Source organism: Streptomyces sp. NPDC047002, from assembly GCF_040704505.1.
Classification (GTDB): domain Bacteria; phylum Actinomycetota; class Actinomycetes; order Streptomycetales; family Streptomycetaceae; genus Streptomyces.
Map to the genome: position 1 here is coordinate 71,625 of NZ_JBEYWC010000010.1, position 22,589 is coordinate 94,213.

Genomic DNA, 22,589 nt, shown 5'->3' on the forward strand with positions numbered 1-22,589 from the left:
CCATGACGTCTTCGGAGCCCTCCAGGAGAGAGCGCGCCCAGGCGCTGCCCGACGAACTGCGCGAGGCCCTGCGCAGGCGGCTCGCGGGGCGCGCCCCCGGCGGCGCGCCCGCCGCGCTGCCGCGCGCCGACCGCGCCCGCCCGCTGCCCCTGTCCTTCGCCCAGCAGCGGCTGTGGTTCCTCGACCGGCTGCACCCCGGCGACGCCCGCTACAACAGCGCGGTCGCCGTGCGCCTGTCCGGCACCCTCGACCGCACCGCGCTGGAGCGCGCGCTCGCCGCGGTCGTCGCCCGGCACGAGGCGCTGCGCACCACGTTCAAGGAGGCCGAGGGGCGCCCCGCGCAGACCGTGCACCCGGCGGGGCCCGTGCCGCTGCCGGTCGCGGACGTCACCGCGGACGGCAGGGACGAGGCCCTGCTCGCCGCGTACTCCGCCCCCTTCGACCTGGGCGCAGGGCCCCTGCTGCGGGCCCTGCTGCTGCGCGAGTCGCCCACCGCGCACATCCTGCTGCTGACGGCCCATCACATCGTCACCGACGGCTGGTCGATGGGCATCGTCCTCGACGAGCTGTGCACCGCCTACGAGGCCTTCGCGCGCGGCGCCGCACCCGAGCTGCCCCCGGTCGCCGCGCAGTACCCGGACTTCGCGCACTGGCAGCGCGAACAGCTCTCCGGCGACCGGCTGGAACGCCATCTCGCCTACTGGAAGCAGCAGTTGGCGGGCGGCGTGCCCGCGGAGCCGCCGCTCGACCGGCCCCGGCGCGGCGCGGAGGCGGGCGCGGGCGCCGTCCACACCTTCACCGTCCCCGCCGCACTCACCGGCGCGCTCGGGGAACTCGCGGGGCGGCACCACACCACGCTGCACACCGCCCTGGTCGCCGCCGTCCAGGCGCTGCTGGCCCGCTGGTCGGGCCAGGACGAGAGCATGGTGGGCTCGCTGACGCCCGGCCGCTCCCGCACCGACCTGGAGCGCGCGGTCGGCTTCTTCGTCAACACCGTCGTCCTGCGCACCCCGGTCCTCGCGGGCGACTGTTTCCACGACCTGCTGGCCAGGACCGCCGACACCGTCAACGACGCGTTCGCGCACGGCGACACCCCCTTCGAGCGGGTCGTCGAGGCGGTCGGCGCGCCCCGCGAGGCGGGCCGCAACCCGCTGTTCGACGTGATGGTCCTGCTGCACCCCGACCCGCCGGCCGCCGCCGCGGCCCCGCGCGGCCTCACCCTCACCCCGGTCGCCGTGCCCCGGCGGTCCGCGACCTTCGACCTCAGCTTCGAGTTCGTACCGGACGGCGACACCCTGACGGGCCTGCTCGAATACCGCACCGACCTGTTCGCGCCCGACACCGCGCGGCGCGCGGCCGACCAGCTGCTGCGGCTGCTCGCCGCCGCGGCCGCCGCCCCCGGCCGGCCGCTCGCCACCCTGCCGCTGCTGTCCGAGCGCGGGATACGGCAGGTCACCCGCGACTGGAACGCCACGGACCTCCCCCTCGACACCGCCCCCACCCCCCACCCGCGCCTCTTCGAGCGGCGCGCGGCCCGCACCCCTGACGCGCTCGCGCTGGTCGCGGGCGGTGAACGGCTCGACTACGCCACCCTCAACGTCCGCGCCAACAGGCTCGCCCACCACCTCATCGGCCTCGGCGCGGGACCGGAGCGGCTGGTCGCACTGCGGCTGCCGCGCACCGCAGACATGGTCGCCGCGATCCTCGCCGTGTGGAAGGCGGGCGCGGGCTACCTGCCGATCGACATGGCCCTGCCCGCGGAACGCGTCCGCTTCCTGCTGGACGACGCGCGCCCCGCGCTCGTCCTCGACGAGGCCGCGCTCGCCGCCGTGCCGGAAGGGCTCCCGGAGAGCGACCCCACCGATGCCGACCTGACCGCTGTGCTGCGGCCCGACAACACCGCGTACGTCATCCACACCTCGGGCTCCACCGGGCGCCCCAAGGGCGTCGCCGTGGAGCACCGCGCCCTCGCGCACCTGCTCGCAGCCCACCGCGCCGGGTTCGTCGCCGACGCGGGCGGCGGGCCGCTGCGGGTGGCGCTCACCGCCTCCTTCTCCTTCGACACCTCGCTCGAAGGCGTGCTGCTGCTGGCCGAAGGGCACCCCCTGCACCTGGTGGACGAGGCGACGAGGATGGACCCGGAGGCCCTGGTCGAGTACGTCGTACGCCACCGGATCGACTTCCTCGACCTCACCCCGTCCTACCTGAACCGCCTGCTGCCCGCGGGCCTGCTCACCGACCCGCGCCACCGCCCCCGGGTCCTCATGCTCGGCGGCGAGCCGATCGGCGCCGCGCTCTGGCGCGAGCTCGCCGCGCACCCCGAGGTGGCCGCCTACAACTTCTACGGCCCCACCGAGTCCACGGTCGACGCGCTGTCCTGCCGCGTCGACGGCGCGGACCGGCCGCTGGTCGGCCGCCCCCTGCCCCACACCCGCGCCTACGTGCTCGACGGCAGGCTCCAGCCGGTGCCGCCCGGCGCCGGCGGTGAACTGTACCTGGCGGGGCCGCAGTTGGCCCGCGGCTATACCCGCCGCGCCGGCCTGACGGCCGCCCGCTTCCTGCCCGACCCCTACGGCCCGCCGGGCGCCCGCATGTACCGCACGGGCGACCTGGCGCGCTGGACCGCCGACGGGCGCCTCGACCACCTCGGCCGCGCCGACGACCAGGTCAAGGTGCGCGGCCACCGCATCGAGCCCGGCGAGGTGGAGGCCGCCCTGCTCGCCCTGCCCGAGGTCGCGGCCGCCGCGGTCGTCGCCGTCCCCGACCACCGGGGCCACCTCAGGCTCGCCGCCTACGCCGTGCCGGCGCCGGGCGCCGAGGTGCCGGGCCCCGCCGCCCTGCGCGCCGCGCTGCTCCAGGTCCTGCCCGACCACATGGTGCCCTCCTCCTTCACGCCGCTCGACGCGCTCCCGCTCACCGTCAGCGGCAAGCTCGACCGCCGCGCCCTGCCCGCGCCCGACCTCGAAGCCGCAGGCCGGGCGCGGGAGTTCACCGCGCCGCGCACCCCGCAGGAGCAGACGCTCGCGGCGATCTGGGCCGACGTGCTCGGCGTGCGCGCCGTGGGCGCCACCGACAACTTCTTCGAGCTGGGCGGCGACTCGATCCTGAGCATCCAGGCCGTCTCGCGGGCCCGCGCCGCCGGCCTCCACCTGTCCTCGCAGGACGTCTTCCGCCATCAGACCGTCGCGGGGCTCGCCGCCGCCGCCTCCCGCCGCACCGCGCCCGTCCCCGCGCAGCGCCCCGCCCACGACACGGGCCCAGGACCGCTCACCCCCGTCCAGGAGTGGTTCCTCGCGGCGCACGGCCCGCTGCGCCGCTTCGCCATGTCGATGCTGCTCGGCCTGCCCCGCGACCTCGACGAGCGGGCGCTCACCCTCGCGCTCGACGCGGTCGTGGCACAACACCCGGCGCTGCGCGCCCGGTTCGCCCGCGAAGGCGACGCATGGCGGCAGCACCCGGGTGCGGGCCCCGCCACCGCGCTCCTCACCCGCCACGACGGCGCCGGTGTGGCGGAGGCCGCCGAGGCGGCACGCGCGGGACTTGACCCCGAGGCCGGGGCCCTGCTGCGCGCCGCGCTGCTGCCCGCGGCCGAAGGGGGCCGCCCGCGCCTGTTCCTGACGGCCCATCACCTCGCCGTGGACAGCGTCTCCTGGCGCGTCCTGCTCGCCGACCTCGAACAGGCGTACCGGCGGGCCGCGGCGGGGGAGGACCCGCGCCCCGAGCCCGAGCAGACGCCGCTGACCGCGTGGGCGCGCGGACTTGCCGGGCTCGTGCGCTCGGGCGGACTCGACGGCGACCTGCCGCACTGGAGCGCGGAGGCGGCGCGGCCACGGGCCCCGCTCCCCGTCGACCTGCCGGGCACCCCGCTCGCCGGATCCGTGCGCACGGTGCGCGGCCGCCTGGACGCGGCCACCACCGAAGCGCTGCTGCGCCGGGTGCCGGGCGTCTACCGCACCCAGGTCAACGACGTGCTGCTGAGCGCGCTCGGCCGGGTGCTCGCCGACTGGGCCCGCACGCCGCACGTCACCGTCGCGCTCGAAGGGCACGGCCGCGAGGACCACCTCGTCGAGGGCGCCGACCTCTCCCGTACCGTCGGCTGGTTCACCAGCCAGTACCCGGTCACCCTCGCCCCCGAGGGTCCGCTGGGCGCGCCCGACTGGGCCGCCACCCTGAAGTCCGTCAAGGAGGCGCTGCGCGCGGTGCCGCGGCGCGGCCTCGGGTACGAGGCGCTCGCCCGCCTCGGCCCGGCCGCGCCCGAGGCCCGCGCCCTGCGCGAACTCCCCCTGCCGCAGGTGTCCTTCACCTACCACGGCCAGTGGGAGGCCGCGCCCGACGGGGACTTCGCGCCCGTGGACGACGTGCCGCCGGGCGACATCGACCCCGCCGAGCCCCTCGACCACCTGCTCGACGTGTCCGCCGTGGTCGTCGGCGGCGCGCTGGAGATCACCTGGCACTACAGCGACCAGGTGCACCGCGAGCCCACCGTGCGCGCCCTCGCCGACGGCATGCTGCGGGCCCTCACCGAGGTGGCCGAGCACTGCGCGCAGCCGGGCGCGGGCGGCCGTACCCCCTCCGACTTCCCGCTCGCCGGGCTCGACCAGGCGGGCGTCGACCGCCTCGCGGGCGACGGCAGCGCCGTGGCCGACCTGCTGCCGCTCACCCCGCTCCAGGAGGGCATGCTGTTCCACCGGCTGGTGGGCGGCGCCGACGACGTCTACCTCGACCAGGCGGCCCTGCTCCTCGAAGGGGTCGCGGACCCCGGGGCGTTCGCCGCGGCCTGGCAGCGGGTCGCCGACCGCACCCCGGCGCTGCGCACCTCCGTCGTCTGGGAGGGCGTGCCCGCCCCGCTCCAGGTCGTGCACCACCGCGTCCCGGTGCCCGTCGAAACCCTCGACTGGCGCGCGCTGGACGCAGGGGAGCGCGCCGCGCGCCTTCAGCGGCTGCGCGCCGACGACCTCGCGCGCGGCCTCGACCTGGCCACGGCGCCCCTGATGCGGCTCACCCTCGTCCGGCTGCCCGAGGCGCGCCTGCACCTCCTGTGGACCTCCCACCACCTGATACTCGACGGCTGGAGCCTGGCCCAGGTCCTCACCGACGTGTTCGCCGCGTACGCGGCCCTCACCGCGGGCACCGGGCAGACGCCGCCCGCACGGCCGCCGTTCGGCGACTACGTGCGCTGGCTCGCCGAGCAGGACGGCGAGGCCGCGCGCGCCCACTGGCGCGGCGTGCTCGACGGCTTCGCCGCCCCCACCCCGCTGCCCGCCGACCGCGTGCGGCCCGCGGGCCACGAGACCCGCTCCACCGCCGTGCACACCGCGGCGCTCTCCGACGAGGTCTCCGCGCGCCTCGCCCGTACCGCGCGCGCCGAGGGGCTCACCCTCGGCACCGTCGTCCAGGGCACCTGGGCGCTGCTGCTCTCCCGGTACGCGGCCGAGTCCGACGTGCTGTTCGGCACCACCGTCTCCGGGCGCCCCGACGACCTGCCGGGCGCCGAGGACATGGTCGGCATGTTCATCAACACCCTGCCGACCCGGGTCCGCGTCACCGGCGGCCGCACCGCCGCTGCCTGGCTGCGCGGGCTCCAGGAGGAGCAGGCCGAGGCGCGCCGCTTCGCCGCCGTCTCGCTCGCCGAACTGACCGGCCTGAGCGACGTGCCGCCCGGCACCGCCCTCTTCGACAGCATGGTCGCCTTCGAGAACTACCCCTTCGACGAGGCCCGTTCCGCCAGGACAGGGGTGCGGCTCGCCGAGGTGTCGGGCCGCGACGCGACCAACTACGCGCTGGTGCTGCGCGCCCACCAGGGCGAGCGGTTCGGCTTCGAACTGGCCTACGATCCCGCGCTGTTCGACGCGGCCACCGCCGCCGACCTGGCGGGCCGGCTGTGCCTGCTGCTCACCGAGCTCGCCGACGACCCCGGGCGGCCGCTCGCGTCCCTCGCGCTGACCACCGCGGACGAGCGTCGGCGCATCCTCACCGAGTGGAACGGCACCGAGGAGGGCGCGCCCGCCGAGACCCTGGTGGACCTGTTCGAGGCGCAGGCGGCGCGCACCCCGCACGCGGAGGCCGTCAGCTGCGGCGGCGAGCGCCTCGACTACGCGGAACTCGACGCGCGCGCGGGCCGGCTCGCCCACCGCCTCGCCGAACTCGGCGCGCGGCCCGAGCGGTACGTCGCCCTCGCCCTGCCGCGCTCCACCGACCTCGTCGTCGCCGTGCTCGCCGTCCTCAAGACGGGCGCCGCCTACCTGCCCATGGACCCCGCGCTGCCCGCGGACCGCGTCGCGCTGCTGCTTGCCGACGCCGCCCCCGCAGCCCTCGTCACCGCGGCGCCGGCGCCGGCCGGCGGCGCCGTGCCCGTGCTGCGCCTCGACGACCCCGGGGTACGCGCCGACCTCGCGCGCCGCCCCGCCGCGGGCCCCGCGGACCCGGCGCTCCGCCCGCTGCCCCAGAGCCCCGCCTACGCCATCCACACCTCGGGCTCCACCGGGCTGCCCAAGGGCGTCGTCGTCCCGCACGCCAACGTGGTCCGCCTGTTCGGCCGCACCCGCCGCTGGTTCGGCTTCGAGCGCACCGACGTGTGGACGATGTTCCACTCGTACGCCTTCGACTTCTCCGTCTGGGAGCTGTGGGGCCCGCTGCTGCACGGCGGGCGGCTCGTCGTCGTCCCCGAGGACACCGCGCGCTCGCCCGAGGACTTCCTGCGGCTGCTCGCCGACGAGCGGGTCACCGTGCTCAGCCAGACCCCGTCCGCCTTCTACCCGTTGATCCGCGCCGACGCGGAACACCCGGAGACCGGCGGCCGGCTCGCCCTGCGCACCGTCGTCTTCGGCGGTGAGGCGCTCGACGTGTCCCGGCTCGCCGCCTGGTACGAGCGGCACCCCGACACCGCGCCGCGGCTGGTGAACATGTACGGCATCACCGAGACCACCGTGCACGTCACCTACGCGCCCCTCGACCGCGCCGCGGCCGGCGCCTGCACCGCGAGCCCCGTCGGCACCGGCATCCCCGACCTGCGCACCTATGTGCTCGACGGCGCGCTGAACGTCGTACCGCCGGGCGCCGTGGGCGAGTTGTACGTCGCGGGCGAGGGCCTGGCACGCGGCTATCTGAACCGTCCCGGGCTGACCGCGACCCGCTTCCCCGCCGACCCCTTCGGCCGCCCCGGCACCCGCATGTACCGCACCGGGGACCGCGCCCGCAGGCGCGCCGACGGCACCCTGGAGTACCTGGGCCGCGCCGACCAGCAGGTGAAGGTCCGCGGCTACCGCATCGAGCCGGGCGAGATCGAGGCCGCGCTGCACGGCCACCCGGGCGTCGGCGCCGCAGCCGTCGGCGTGTACGAGGACACCGCGGGCACCCGGCGCCTCGTGGCGCACGTCGTCGGCCCCGGCGCCGGGGCCCCGCCGCCGCCCGCCGCCGCCCTCCGCGCCCACCTGCGGGAGCTCCTGCCCGCGCACATGGTGCCCGCCGCCTACGTGCCGATGGCGGCCCTGCCGCTCACCCCCAACGGCAAGCTCGACCGGCGCGCCCTGCCGGCACCGGGCCCCGACGGCTTCGCCGCCGCCGCGGCCGGCCGCACCGCGCCGCGCACCCCGGCGGAGCGGCTCGTCGCCGCGGCCTGGGCCGACGTCCTCGACACCGGCGAGATCGGCGCCGACGACGACTTCTTCGCCCTCGGCGGCGACTCCATCCTGGCCGTGCGCGTCGTCTCCCGGCTGCGCGCGTCCTTCGGCGCCGAGATCTCACCCCGGCTGCTCTTCACCCACCCCGGGCTCTCCCGCCTCGCGGCCGCGCTCGGCGACCCGGGGGGCGCCCCCGCGGACCCCGCGTCCGCCATCCCGGCCACTGCCCCCGGCACCCCGGCGCCGCTCTCGCCCGCGCAGCAACGGCTGTGGTTCCTCGACCGCTTCGAGCCGGGCAGCACCGAGTACACCACCCTCTCCGTGCTGCGCCTGACGGGACCGCTCGACCCGGCCGCCCTGCGCACGGCCCTCGACGGCCTTGTCGCCCGGCACGAGTCCCTGCGCACCACCTTCGCGGAACACGACGGCGGGGCACGGCAGATCGTCCACCCGCCCGCCCCGGTCCCGCTGCGCACCCAGGAGTGCGCGGACGCCGCGGCTCTCGACGCCCTCGTGGAGAGCGAGGCCGCCAGGCCCTTCGACCTCGCCGCGGGCCCGCTGCTGCGCGCCCGCCTCGCCCGCCTCACCGGCCGGGAGAGCGAGGAGCACGTCCTCGTACTCGCCGTGCACCACATCGCCACCGACGGCTGGTCGATGGGCGTGCTCGGCCGCGACCTCGGCGAGCTGTACGCGGCGGCCCTCGACCGGCGCGACCCCGAACTGCCCACCCTGCCCGTGCGGTACGGCGACTGGGCGGCCTGGCAGCGCGCACGCACCGCGGACGCCGAGGACCAACTCGCCTACTGGCGCCGCACGCTGGAAGGTCTGACGCCGTTCGAACCGCCGACCGACCGGCCGCGGCCCGCCGTGCGCGGCCGCGACGGGGCCCTGGTCACCTTCACGCTGCCCGCCGCGCTCACCGAGCGGCTGCGGGCCCGCGGCAGGGAGGCGGACGCCACCCTCTTCATGACGCTGCTCGCGGCCTGCCAGGTCCTGCTCGCCCGCTGGAGCGGCCAGGAGGACATCGCCGTCGGCACCGTGACCGCGGGCCGCGAGCGGCCCGAACTGCACGACGTGGTCGGCATGTTCGTCAACACCCTGGTCCTGCGCGCCCGGGTGCGGCCCGAGCTGCCGTTCCGCGCCCTGCTCGCCGAGGCACGCACCGCGGTCCTGGACGCCACCGCGCACCAGGACGTCCCCTTCGAGCGGGTCGTCGACGCGCTCGGGCCCGAGCGCGACACCAGCCGCACCCCGCTGTTCCAGGTCATGGTCGCCCTGCACAACCTCGGCGCCCAGGCGCCCGCCCTGCCGGGGCTCGCCGCCGAGCCGGTGACCCCGCCGGTCCGGCACGCCTCCTACGACCTCGCCTTCGACTTCGTGGAGCACGACGGCGCCCTCACCGGCCATCTGGAGTACGACACCGGCCTGTTCGACCCGGCCACCGCCCAGAGCCTCGCCGACCGGCTGCGGATCCTGCTGGAGGCGGCGGCCGAAGACCCCGAACGCCCCGTCGGCGCCCTGCCGCTGATGACGGGCGCCGAGACACAGCGCCTGCTCAGGATCGGCCGGGGCCGCCAACTGCCGCCGCCCCGCACTACATTCCCCGCCCTCTTCGAGGCGCAGGCCGCCCGCACGCCGCACGCCACCGCGCTGGTCGCGCCCGACGCCACCCTCGACTTCGCCACGCTCAACGCGCGCGCCAACCGGCTCGCCCACCACCTCATCGGCCGGGGCGCGGGCCCCGAGGCCGTGGTCGCCGTGCGCCTGCCGCGCACCTCACGCCTCCTGGTGGCGCTCCTCGCCGTCGTCAAGGCGGGCGCGGCCCTGCTGTACGTCGACCCCGAACTCCCCGCGGACCGCGTACGCCTCCTCATGGACGACGCGCGCCCCGCGCTGGTACTCGACGAGGCCGCGCTCGCCGCCGTGCCGGACGGGCTCCCCGCGAGAGACCCGGCCGACGCGGAGCGCACCAGGCCGCTGCACCCCGCCGACACCGCGTACATCGTCTACACCTCGGGCTCCACCGGGCGTCCCAAGGGTGTCGCCGTGGAGCACCGGCAGCTGGTCAACCTCTGCCTCGACCACCGCGCGGCCCTCGTGGCACCGCACACCGAGGACGGCACCCGGCTGCGGGCCGCGCTCAGCGCGTCCTTCTCCTTCGACACCTCATGGGAGGGGCCGCTGCTCCTCGCCCTCGGCCAGCAGGTCCACCTGATCGACGACGACACCCGCCTCGACCCCGAGGCGTTCTGCGCCCAGGTCGACGGGGAACGCCTCGACCTGGTCAACGTGACCCCCACCTTCCTGCGCGAACTCCTCGCCGCTGGGCTCCTCGCGCCGGGCCGCCACCACCCGCGGCTCCTGCTCGTCGGCGGCGAGGCGCTCTCCGCGGCCGCCTGGCGCGACCTGGTCGCGGCCCACCGCGACCACGGCACCGCCGTGTACAACATGTACGGCCCGACCGAGTGCACCGTGGACTCCGTCTACGGCCGCTGCGCGGACAGCCCCGACCGGCCCGTCATCGGCCGCCCCGGCGGCGGGCTGCGCGCGTACGTGCTCGACGGCGCGCTGCGTCCCGTGCCGCCCGGCACACCGGGCGAGCTGTACCTCGCGGGCGCGCAGGTCGCCCGCGGCTATCTGAACCGGCCGGGACCGACCGCGGCCCGCTTCCTGCCCGACCCGTTCGGACCGCGGGGGGAGCGGATGTACCGCACGGGCGACCTGGCCCGCTGGGACGAAGCGGGGCTGCTCGCGTTCCTCGGCAGGGCCGACGACCAGGTCAAGATCCGCGGCTTCCGCATCGAGCCCGGCGAGGTGGAGGCCGCCCTGCTCGCCCTGCCGGAGGTCGCCGACGCCGCGGTGGGCGCGCGCGAGCACACGGGCCGCCGTGCGCTGGTCGCCCATGTGGTGGCGGCGCCGGGCCGGGAGCTGTCGGCCGACGGCCTGCGGCTGCGGCTGCGCCGCACCCTCCCCGACCACCTGGTGCCGACCGTGTTCGTCCCGGTGGAGCGCATACCGCGCACCGCGGGCGGCAAGGCCGACAGGCGCGCCCTGCCCGACCCGCCCGCGCGCCCTGAGGGCGGCGCCGCGTACACCGCACCCGCGGCGGGCACCGAGGAGCGCATCGCCGCCATCTGGGCCGACGTGCTCGGTGTCGAACGCGTCGGCGCCCGCGACAACTTCTTCGCGCTCGGCGGCGACTCCATCCTCAGCATCCAGATCGTCTCGCGCGCCCGGCAGGCCGGGATCGCCCTCAGCGCGAAGGACGTGTTCCGCCACCAGACCGTCGCCGAACTCGCCCTGCGCGCGGGCGAGTCGGCCCCCGCGCGCCCCGGCGCCGTAGAGGATCCCGCAGGTCCGGCGCCGCTCACCCCGATCCAGCACTGGTACCTGGAGGGGCGCCGCCCCGGCGAGCTGCCGCGCTTCACCATGACCCAGCGCTTCGCGCTGCCGCCGGGCACCGGCGCCGAGGCGCTCGGCCGCGCGGCCGACGCCGTCGTGGCGCTCCACCCCGCGCTGCGCACCCGCTTCGTGCACACCGGCGCGGGCTGGCACCAGGAGGTGCTGCCCGCGGCGCCTGGCGCCGTCCTGAGCCGGCACGACCTCGCCGGGCTCGACGACGCCGCCGCCGAGGCGGAGGCCCACCGGCTCACCGACCGCGCGCAGGCGGGACTCGACCCGGAGGACGGCCGGGTCGTCCGCTTCCTGCTCCTCGAAAGGGGCCCGCTGCACCCGGCCCAACTCGTCGTCACCGCACACCACCTGGCGATCGACGGGGTCTCCTGGCGCATCCTGCCCGCCGACCTCGCCGCCGCGCACGCGGCGCTCGCCGCCGGGCTGCCCGCCGACCTGCCGCCCGCCGGCACGGCGCCCGGCGGCTGGGCCGCCCGCCTCGCGGACCACACCCGCGCGGGCGCCTTCGACGCCGACCTCGGCCACTGGCTGCGCACCGCGGAGGCCCCTGCCGAACTGCCCCCGGGCCGGCCGGGTCCGGACACGTACGGCACCGCGGCGACCTTCACCACCACCCTGGAAGCGGAGACGACCGGCGCCCTGCTGCGCCGGGTCCCCGAGGTCTACCGCACCCAGGTGGCCGACGTGCTGCTCAGCGCCCTCGGCCGCACCCTCTCCCGGTGGTGCGGCAGGGAGACCGTGCTCATCGGCGTCGAGGGGCACGGGCGCGAGGACCTCTTCGCCGACGTGGACCTGTCCCGCACGGTGGGCTGGTTCACCGCCGAGTACCCGCTCGCGCTGCGCGTCGACCCCGATGCGCCCTGGCGCGCCACGCTCCGCTCGGTCAAGGAGCAGCTGCGGGCCGTACCGCACCGCGGCCTGAGCCACGGCGCCCTGCGCCACCTGCTGCCCCAGAGCCCGCTCGCCGGCGCCCCCGCCCCCCTGATCGGCTTCAACTACCACGGCCAGTGGGACGCGGGCGCCGGCAGCGGCGACGGCCTGCTGCGTGCCGCGCTCGCCCCGACCGGCCGCGACACCGACCCCGCGACGCCCCGCCCCTACGCCCTGGAGATCACGGGGGTCGTGCAGCACGGGCGGCTCGAACTCGGCTGGACCTACCCGCCCGGGGTCTACGACGAGGCGACCGTGCGCGCCCTCGCCGACGACACGGCCGCGGCGCTGCGGGAGATCGCGGCCCACTGCGCCGAGCCGGGCGCGGGCGGCCGCACCCCGTCGGACTTCCCCCTCGCCGGGCTCGGCCAAGGCAGCCTCGACCGGCTCGTCGGCGACGGGCGGCACGTCGAGGACGTCCTGCCGCTCACCCCGCTCCAGTCGGGGATGCTGTTCCACTCCCTGGTGGACACCGAGGGCGCCTACTTCGACAGGATCGCGGTACGGCTCGCAGGGGTGGCCGACCCGGCGGCGTTCGCCGCCGCGTGGCAGCAGGTCGCCGACCGCACCCCCGCGCTGCGCACCAGCGTGCACTGGCGCGACCTGCCGCACCCCGTCCAGGTCGTGCACCGGGCGGTCGAGCTGCCCGTGCGCCACCTGGACTGGCGGGGCCGCACGCCCGCGCGGCCGGCGGAGGACACCGAGCGGCTCCTCGCAGAGGACCGGGCCGAGGCCCTCGACCTCACCACCGCGCCGCTGACCCGGCTCGCCCTGGCCGCGCTCCCCGGCGACGAGGTGCTGCTGCTGTGGTCCACCCACCACATCGCGCTCGACGGCTGGAGCACAGGCCAGCTCCTCACCGAGGTGTGCGAGCGCTACGCGGCGCTCACCGGGGGCCCGCAGGCCACGCCGCCGGTGCGGCGGCCGTTCGCCGACTTCGTGCGGTGGCTCGGCGAGCAGGACGAGCCGGCCGCCGAGCGCCACTGGGCCGGGGCGCTTGCCGGGTTCGCCTCCCGCACCCCGCTGCCGTACGACCGCCGGCCCGGCCGCGCGCACCGCGCACGCGCCACCGCCCTCGTACGCCACGAGCTGGACGAGGAGGTGTCGGGGCGGCTGCGGCGGACGGCGGCCGGCGCGGGGCTGACCGTCAACACCCTGGTGCAGGCGGCCTGGGCGCTTCTGCTCGGCCGCTCCTGCGGCCGCGACGACGTGGTCTTCGGCACCACCGTGTCCGGGCGCCCGGCCGAACTGCCGGGCGTGGAAGGCATGATCGGCATGTTCATCAACACCGTGCCCACCCGGGTCCCGCTGCCCGAGGGCGGCGTGCTGCCCTGGCTGCGCGGTGTGCAGGAGGCGCAGAACGAGGCGCGCGGCTTCGACCACCTCGCCCTGCCCCGGATCCAGGCGCTCACCGAAGTCCCCGCGGGTGAGGCACTGTTCGACAGCATGGTGGTGTTCGAGAACTATCCGGTCGACGAGTCGGCAGCGGCGCGCACCGGCGTCCGGGTGGCCGAGGTACGTGCCGACGACGCGGCCACGTTCCCCTGGTGCCTGCGCGCCCACCTCGGGGACCGCCTCGGCTTCGACCTCGCCTACGACCCCGCGCTGTTCGAACCGGCCACCGTCGAGCGCGCCGTGGCGCGCTTCGCGGGCACGCTGACCGCGTTCGCCGACGGCCTGGACGGCGCCGTCGGCGGCGTGGACGCGCTCACCCCCGACGACCGGCGGCTGCTCGGCTCCTGGGACGTCCCGGCGCGCACGGCGGACCCGGGCAGCCCGGTGGACCTCTTCGCCGAGCAGGCCCGCCGCACGCCGGAGGCGGTCGCCGTGCAGGACGGCGCCATGGAGCTGACGTACCGTCAGCTCGCCGACTGGTCGGGGCGGCTCGCCGCCCGGCTGGTGGCGGGCGGGCTCGCCCCCGAGGGCCGGGTCGCGCTGCTGATGGAGCGCTCGGCCGCGCTCGTCGCCGCGCAGCTCGCGGTGCTCGCGGCGGGCGGCGCCTATGTGCCCGTCGACGTCCGCGCCCCCGAGGAGCGGCGCCGCGCGCTGCTCGCGGCCGCGGGCGCCGCCACCGTGCTCACCGCGGCCGACGCCGAGGCGACCCGCACCGGCGGCGGGGGGCCGCGGCCCCCGCTGCCGCGCGCCGACCGGGACCGGCTCGCCTACGTGATGTTCACCTCGGGCTCCACCGGGCGCCCCAAGCCGGTGGCCGTGCGCCACCGCGACGTGGCGGCGCTCGCCACCGACAGCCGCTTCGCGGGCGGCGTGTGCGCACGGGTGCTGCTGCACTCCCCGGTGGCGTTCGACGCGGCCACCTTCGAGGTGTGGGCGCCGCTGCTGTCCGGCGGCCGCGTCGTCGTCGCGCCGGACGGCGGCGTCGACGCGGCCCTGGTGCGGCGGCTGGCGGGCGAGGGGCTGAGCGCGCTGTGGCTGACGGCCGGGGTGTTCAGGCTGCTCGCCCAGGACGCGCCGGAGTGCTTCGCCGGGCTGCGGCAGCTGTGGACGGGCGGCGACGTCGTCCCCGCCGCGGCCGTCCGCCGGGTCCTCGCCGCCTGCCCCGGGCTCGCCGTCGTCGACGGCTACGGGCCCACCGAGACCACCACGTTCGCCACCTCCCGCGCCTTCACCGACCCGGCGGCCGTCCCCGACCCCGTGTCCATCGGCCGGCCCCTCGACGACATGCGCGCACATGTGCTGGACGGGCGGCTGCGGCCCGTGCCGCCCGGCAGCCCGGGCGAGCTGTATCTCTCCGGCGAGGGCGTCGCGCGCGGCTACCTCGGCCGCCCCGGCGACACCGCGGCCCGCTTCCTCGCGCACCCCGCGGGGCCGCCCGGCGCCCGCATGTACCGCACCGGCGACCTGGCGCGCCGACTGCCCGACGGCACCGTGGAGTTCCTCGGCCGCGCCGACGACCAGGTGAAGATACGCGGCTTCCGGGTGGAGCCCGGCGAGATCGAGGCCGTGCTCGCCGCGCACCCCGGGGTGGCGGACGCGGCGGTGGTGGCGCGCGACGACCGCCCCGGCAGCAGGCGCCTGGTCGCCTACGTCGTCGGCCCTGCGGGCCAGGACCCTTCGGCGCTGCGGGAGTTCGCCGCCGCGTCCCTGCCCGACTACCTGGTGCCCACCGACGTCGTGTCCCTCGGCGCCCTGCCGCTCAGCGCCAACGGCAAGGTCGACCGCGCTGCGCTCCCCGCGCCCGCGGCACCCCGCGACGCCGGGCGCACCGCGCCGCGCACCGCCGCCGAGCGCCGCGCCACCGAGGTCTTCGCCGAGGTGCTCGGCATCGGACCGCCCGGCGCAGACGACGACTTCTTCGCCCTCGGCGGCGACTCCATCCTCAGCATCCGGCTCGCCGCGCGCCTCTCCGCGGCCCTCGGCGCCGACCTCACCCCCAGGGACGTCCTCACCAGGCCCACCCCCGCGGGGCTCGCCGCGCTCCTCGCGGAACAGCGCGACTCCGCGCGCCCGCCCATCGTCCCGGTGCCGCGCGACGGGGCGGCGCCCATGTCCTTCGCCCAGCAACGCCTTTGGTTCCTCGAAGAGTTCGCGCCGGGCAGCGCCGAGTACGTCACCGCGCTCGCACTGCGCCTGCACGGCCCCCTCGACACCGGCGCGCTCACCGCGGCCCTCACCGCGCTCGCGGCGCGGCACGAGTCGCTGCGCACCACCTTCGACAGCGTCGACGGGCGCGGCGTCCAGCTCGTCCACCCGCCGCGCCCCGTACCGCTGCCGCCGCACGACCTCTCGGCGCTCCCGGAGGCCGACCGCAAGGCAGCCCTGCGCGACCTGCTGGCCGAGGAGCGCGAGCGCCCCTTCGACCTGCGCACGGGGCCGCTGCTGCGCGCACGCCTGATCCGGCTCGCCGACGACGACCACGTGCTCGCCCTCGCCCTGCACCACATCGTCACCGACGGCTGGTCCACCTCGGTCCTCCTCGGCGACCTGGCGCACCTCTACCGGGCGGGACTCGGCGCGGAGAGCGGCGAACTGCCGCCCCTGCCCGTGCAGTACGCCGACTACGCGCACTGGCAGCGCGCCCTTGACCCGGCCACCGCCGACACCCAACTCGCCTACTGGAAGCAGCAGCTGGCCGACGCCCCGCCCCTGGACCTGCCCACCGACCGGCCGCGGCCCGCCGTGCGCACCAGCAACGGCGCCACCACCGGTCTCGTCGTGCCCGCCAGCACGGCCGCGGGGCTCACCCGGCTCGCCAGGGAGCACGGCACGACGTTGTTCACCACCCTGGTCGCCGCCGTACAGGCGTACCTGGCGCGGCTGACCGGCGAGCGGGACATCGCCGTCGGCACGGTCACCTCGGGGCGCGAACGGGCCGAGGTCCAGGGGCTCGTCGGGTTCTTCGTCAACACGCTCGTGCTGCGCTCCCGGGTCGAGGCCGGCTGGCCGTTCACCGACTTCCTCACCACCGTCCGGCACACCGTCCAGGGCGCGCTCGCCCACCAGGACGTGCCCTTCGAACGGGTCGTGGACGAGGTGCGGCCGGAGCGTGACGCCGCCCGCACCCCCCTCTTCCAGGTCATGGTCGTCCTGCAGAACGCCCCGGCCGCGGGGGTCGACCTGCCGGGCCTGCGCGTCGAGGACGTGGAGAGCGACACCCGGCAGGCCGCGTTCGACCTCACCGTCGAGTGCGCCGAGGCGCCCGACGGCACCCTGCGCGTCCTGCTCACCTACAACACGGACCTGTTCGAAGCGGCCACCGCCGAGCGCCTCGCCGCCCGGCTCGGCACCCTGCTCGCCGCCGTCGCCGAGGACCCGTCCCGCAGGGTCGGCGCCCTGCCGCTGGTTCCGGGCGACGACCCGCACGCCCTGCTCGGCCCCGGCATCGGCGGTTTCCGGGCGCCGCGGGAGGCCACCCTGTCCGAGCTGTTCGAACGGCAGGCGGCCCGCACCCCGGATGCGGTCGCGCTCGCGGACGGCGACCGGGAGGTGACCTACGCCGAACTCGACCGGGCGGCCAACAACTTCGCGCGCCGCCTCGTCGAGGACGGCGTGGGGCCCGAGCGCACGGTCGCCGTCGCGCTGCCCCGCTCGGCCGCCACCGTGGTGGCGCAGCTCGCGGTCGCCAAGGCGGGCGGCGCCTTCCTGCCGGTCGACCCCGCATATCCGCGGCAGCGGAGGGAGTTCATGATCCGCGACGCGGACGCCCGCCGCACCGTCGAAGAACCGGCGGAGGTGTGGGCGGCCGAAGGGCCTGGCACGCCCCTCACCGACGCCGACCGCACCGCGCCCCTGGTCCCCGCCCACCCGGCCTATGTCATCTACACCTCGGGCTCGACCGGCACCCCCAAGGGCGTGGTGGTCACCCACCGGGGCCTCGCCTCCTTCGCCGCGGGGGCCCGCGAGCACTACGCGGCGGGGCCGGGCGACCGGGTGCTCCAGTTCGCCTCGCCCAGCTTCGACGCGTCCGTGCTGGAGCTGTGCACCTCCCTGCTCGCCGGCGCCACCCTGGTCACGGGCGAGGAGGGCCCCCTCGTCGGAGAGCGGCTCGCGGAAGTGCTCGCCGCGCGGCGCGTCAGCCACACGCTCATCCCTCCGGCCGCGCTCGCCACCCTCCCCGCACAGACGGCGGCCGGCCTGCCCGCGCTGCGCACCCTGATCGTCGGTGCCGAGGCGTGCCCCGCCGACCTGGTCGACGTGTGGGCGCGGGGCCGCCGGATGATCAACTCCTACGGCCCCACCGAGGCCACCGTCGTCGCGAGCTGGAGCGGACCCCTCGCGCCCGGCGCGGGGGCGCCGCCCATCGGCGGCCCCTCGGGCGCCACCCGGCTGTACGTGCTCGACGCCGACCTGCGCCCCGTGCCGTCCGGCGTGATCGGCGAGCTGTACGTGGCGGGCCCCGGCCTCGCCCGCGGCTACCTCGGCCGCCCCGGGCTGACCGCGCGGCACTTCCCCGCCGACCCGTTCGGCGCGCCGGGGGAGCGCATGTACCGCACCGGGGACCGGGCGCGCTGGACCACCGGGGGCCAACTCGTCTACGCGGGCCGCACGGACGACCAGGTCAAGCTGCGGGGCTTCCGCATCGAGCCGGGGGAGACGGAGAGCGCCCTGCGGCGCAGCCCCCTGGTGCGGGACGCCGCGGTCGTCGTCGTACGCACCGAGGGGCCGGGGGGCGAGCCGGCCACCGCCCGGCTCGTCGCGTACGTCGTCCCGTCGGACGCGCCCCGCGAGGGGGCGGCAGCACCGGCGGACGCGCCCGAAGAGGGGGCGGCAGCACCGGCGGACGCGCCCCGGGAGGACACGGCGGGACCGGCGGAGCGCCCGCAACTCCGGCTGCCCTTCGAAGAGTTGCGCGCACACCTCGCGGGGCTGCTCCCCGCCCACCTGGTGCCCGCGCTGTTCGTGCCGCTCGACCGGCTGCCGCTCACACCGAACGGCAAGCTCGACCGGCGCGCCCTGCCCGCGCCCGTACCCGCGGAGGACGGCGGCAGGCCGTACACCGCGCCCCGCACCGAGACGGAGCGCCGCGTCGCCCGGATCTGGTCCGAGGTCCTCGGGGTGACCGGCATCGGCGTCGACGACAACTTCTTCGCCCTGGGCGGCGACTCCATCCTCAGCATGCAGGTCGTCTCCCGGCTGCGGCGCGCGGGCCTGCACCTGGCCACCCGCGACCTCTTCACCCACCAGACGCTCGGCGCGCTCGCGAGCGTCGTGCGCACCGCGCCGCAGCAGCACACCGACGCGCCGGTCTGTGGCGAGGTGCCGCTCACCCCCATCCAGGAGTGGTTCCTGACCACCCCGCGCGCCGCACGCCACCACTTCAACCAGTCGGCGCTGCTGGAACTCGAAGCAGGCGCCGACCCCGAGGCACTCGCCGCCGCCCTGCGCGCCCTGCTCGACCACCACGACGCGCTGCGCATGTGCTTCACCGAAGAAGCCGGCGGCTGGCGGCAGTTCAACCCACCGCCCGCCGACGACGCGTACCGCGCGGGCCCAGGCCCCCTGCTTGCCAGGCACGACCTGTCCGGTCTGACCGCCGACGACGCGGACGCGGCCATGGAGAAGGCCGCCGACGAACTGCACGCGGGCTTCGACCTGTCCAGCGGCCCGCAGCTGCGGGCCGCCCTGTTCACCCGCGGCCCGGGGCGCACGCCGTTCCTGCTGCTCGTCGCGCACCACCTGGTCGTGGACGCGGTCTCCTGGCGCATCCTCACCGACGACCTGGAGACCGCCTACCGGCAGGCGCGCCAGGGGGCGCCCGTCGACCTGGGGGAGCGCTCCACCAGCTTCCGCGACTGGGCGCGCGGCCTCGCCCGCCATGTCGCAGAGGGCGGCCTCGACCACGAACTGCCGTACTGGCAGGAGGCGGTGAGGACCGCACCCAGCGCCGCGGAGGGCGCGTCCCCGGACGGCGAGGGCGACGGGGGCACGGCCGCCGCGGTCGGCGTCGAGCTGGACGAGCAGGACACCAGGGCCCTGCTGCGCGCCGCGCCCACGGCGTACCGCACCCGCATCAACGACGTGCTGCTCGCCGCCCTCGCGCTCGCGCTGGCCCGCTGGAGCGGCCGGGAGACGGTGCGGCTCGACCTGGAGGGCCACGGCCGCGAGGACCTGCTCGACGGCGTCGACCTGTCGCGCACGGTCGGCTGGTTCACCAGCGTCCACCCCGTCGCCCTCCGGGTCGGCGACCCCGGGCGGCCGGGCGCCGACCGCGACTGGCGGGCCCTGGTGAAGGCCGTGCGCCGCCAGCTGCGCGCCGTGCCGGGCGGCGGCGTCGGCTTCGGTGCCCTGCGGACCTTCGGCGGGTGCGAGGTCCGCGAGAGCCTCGGCGCGGGCGCCCACGGGCAGGTCGTGTTCAACTACCTCGGCCAGTGGGACGCGGGGCCCGCGTCGTCCGGAGGCGGGCTGATCCGCGCCCAGCACGGCTCACTCGGCCTCGACCACGACCCCAGGGACGGCGGCTCGCACCCCCTGGAGGTCGTCGGCGCCGTGCAGGGCGGCCGGCTCGCCTTCACCTGGCACCACCGCCCCGCCCTGCACGACACGGCGGAAGTGCGGCGGGTGGCCGAGGAGTTCGCCCAGGCCCTGCGGTACATCGCCCGGCACGCGCGGGGCGGGCGGTGACCGGCGCGCGCGCGTCGGCCAGGCGCCGCACTGCCCGGCGGCCGCGCGCCCCGACCCGCAGCCCCCGCCCTGTCCCACCCCGGCGTCCGAGCGACCCCACCCATCACGAAGGAGCACGTCATGGACGAGAACACCCGCTACCAGGTGCTGCGCAACGACGAGGAGCAGTACTCGCTGTGGCCCGTCGACATCGAGGTCCCCGCGGGCTGGGAGCCCGTGGGCAAGGAGGGCACCGAGGCCGAGTGCAGCGCCTACGTCGACGAGGTCTGGACCGACATGCGTCCCCGCAGCCTGCGCGAGCGCATGGAGAACACCGGCTCCTGAGCGCCCGCACCCCGGGGCGGCGGGCGCCCGCCCGCCGCCCCGCCCCCTTCCGCAGCGCCGCGTTCACACCGAGGAGCACGCCATGACCCCAGAACTGCACTCCGAGCGCCTGCGGTTCCTGCCGTACCGGCCCGAGGACGAGGACCACTTCGTGGCGCTGCTGCGCGACGAGGAGGTCTGCCGCTGGATGGGCCAGGACCTGGTGCCCGAGCCCGAGGTCCGCGCCCTGTTCCGCACGATCCTGGACGAGGTGTACCCGCGGCGCCTCTTCGACGTCTGGGGCCTGTGGCACGCGGACGCGTACGTCGGCCACGCCGAGGTCAAGAAGACCGGCAACGTCGCGGGGCACGAACTGGTCACCGCGCTCGCCCCGGACCACTGGGGCCGCGGCCTCGGCCGCGAGGTGGTCCGCACCCTGCTGCGCCACGCGGCGGAGAACCTGGGCCTGACCGAGGCGTACGGCATGGTCGGCGCGGAGAACAGGGCGAGCCTCGCGATGTGCGAGCGGCTCGGCTTCCGCCATGTGCGCGATGTCGTGGGCACCGACGGGACGGTGACCAGGATGCTGGTCGTGCCGACCGCCGCGGCGGCCCCCCAGGAGGAGGGCGCGGGGGCCTGAGCCGGGCCGCCCGCCGGGCGCGCGCACGGCCGGGGCCGCGACGCGAACGGATGTCCCCGTGCGGTGTGTGCGTGCGGGGGCGTTCAGCCGATGCGGGCGTTTGGGCGGCGGGATTCGCGGAGCGCGGGGCGCCGCGGGCCGCGGGCGTGGCTGACTTCTCCCGGTACGGGGCCGAAGGGGCGCCGGCAGAGGGGGAGGCGCGATGGCTTCGTCGTACGGGGCTCGGACGGCGGCCGACCCGGCAGGCGCGCGGGACGGCCTGCCGGACGAGGTGCGGCTCGACGGGATCGCGGCGGACGAAGGGCTCGCCCTGCTCGGCGAGTCGGTCGACCGGGTGGCGTGGCTCGACCGGTCGGCCTTCCTTTCGGCGTCGTTCGGCTACCCGGCGCCCTGGCTGCGGCACGTGGCGGTGTCGCCGCTGCTGCGGACGGCGGCGGCACCAGGCCCCGGGCGCGGCGGTCGGCCACGGCCCGCGGGGCGCTCCTGCGCCGTGGCCTTCGCGCCCGAGCACGGGGACCACGCGGTCCGCTGGGCGCGGGCCCACGGGCACCGGCTGCTGGCGCCCGACCCGGCGGTCACCGCGCGCGCGGCCGACAAGATCGAGGTGCTCGGGCTGTTCGGGGCCGCGGGCGTCGCGGTGCCCGAGCATGTCGTCGTGCCCGCGCGCGACCGCGCGGCCGCCGCCGCGTACTGGCGCGCCGACTGGCCCGCGGCGGTGCTCCAGCGCCGCGAGAACAACCTGCTCGGGCAGGGGACCGTACGGGTCGACGACGCGCGCGCCCTGGAGGCGGCGCTGCGCGCCTGGCCGGGGCGCGCCCTGCGGCTGAGCAGGCTGGTGCCCGGCAGGTCCCTCACGGTCAGCGCCTGTGTGGGCGGCGACCGCACGGTCGTGGGCGCGGTCTCCCAGCAGCTGGTGGGCCTGCCGGGGCTGACCGCCGGGTGGGGCACGCACTGCGGCAACCAGCTGCTCGACCCCGCCGACCTGCCGCCCGGCACCTATGCGCGGGCGCGCGCCGCCGCCCTCTCCGTGGGCGAGGTGCTGCGCGCCCAGGGCTACCGGGGCGTCTTCGGCCTCGACCTCGTCGAATCTCAGGAAGCGGGCGGCGAGATGCTCGGCATCGAGGTCAACCCCCGCTTCCAGACGGTCTCCTCGCTCGGCCAGGCCGCCGAGCACGCGGCCGGGCTGCTGCCGGCGCTCGGGCTGCACGTCCTCGCCTGCCTGCTGCCCGAGCTGCCGCCCGGCCGGGTCAGCGCGGCGCGGGTGCCGCGGCTGAGCCAGCTGGTGGTGCACGCGGAGCGCGCGGGGCACGCGCGGGACGTCCCGGCCGCAGGACGCTACCGGCTCGACGCGCACGGCGCCGCGCACGGGCCCGACCCCGCGGGGCCGTTGCCGCTGCCGCTGCTCGGCGCAGACGAGGCGCTGTGGTGGCCGCACGCGGCGCCCGGGCGGGTGGTCGCGGGGGACGAACTGGTGCTCCTGCAGTTCCCCGCGCACCGCTGCGCGCTCACCGCGGCACGCCCGGCCCTCGACCCGGCGGCCCTGGCCTGGCGCGCCGCCGCGGCCCGCGCCTGGGAGGGTGCGGCGTGAACGGCGGGCACAGCGT

4 protein-coding genes are annotated in these 22,589 nt (G+C 77.3%); all 4 read left to right on the forward strand.

Annotation, left to right across the window (positions count from 1 at the left end):
- The first annotated feature begins 2 nt into the window (after positions 1-2).
- The 4 genes from AB0910_RS12585 to AB0910_RS12600 all read left to right on the forward strand — a co-directional run bounded on the left by AB0910_RS12585 (position 3) and on the right by AB0910_RS12600 (position 22,573).
- The gene (locus AB0910_RS12585; RefSeq protein WP_366744546.1) at positions 3-20,042 is read left to right on the forward strand and encodes a non-ribosomal peptide synthase/polyketide synthase; all 20,040 of its coding nucleotides are present in this window, start codon (positions 3-5) and stop codon (positions 20,040-20,042) included.
- 120 nt (positions 20,043-20,162) lie between these two features.
- Entirely contained in the window at positions 20,163-20,366 is a 204-nt protein-coding gene (locus tag AB0910_RS12590; RefSeq protein WP_345648473.1) for an MbtH family NRPS accessory protein, read from the forward strand.
- 82 nt (positions 20,367-20,448) lie between these two features.
- Complete coding sequence (locus tag AB0910_RS12595; protein WP_366744547.1) at positions 20,449-20,985, forward strand: GNAT family N-acetyltransferase; 537 nt, start codon at positions 20,449-20,451, stop codon at positions 20,983-20,985.
- 202 nt (positions 20,986-21,187) lie between these two features.
- A complete protein-coding gene (locus tag AB0910_RS12600) occupies positions 21,188-22,573 on the forward strand; it encodes an ATP-grasp domain-containing protein (protein ID WP_366744548.1) in 1,386 nt (461 codons plus the stop codon).
- The last annotated feature ends 16 nt before the right edge of the window (positions 22,574-22,589 follow it).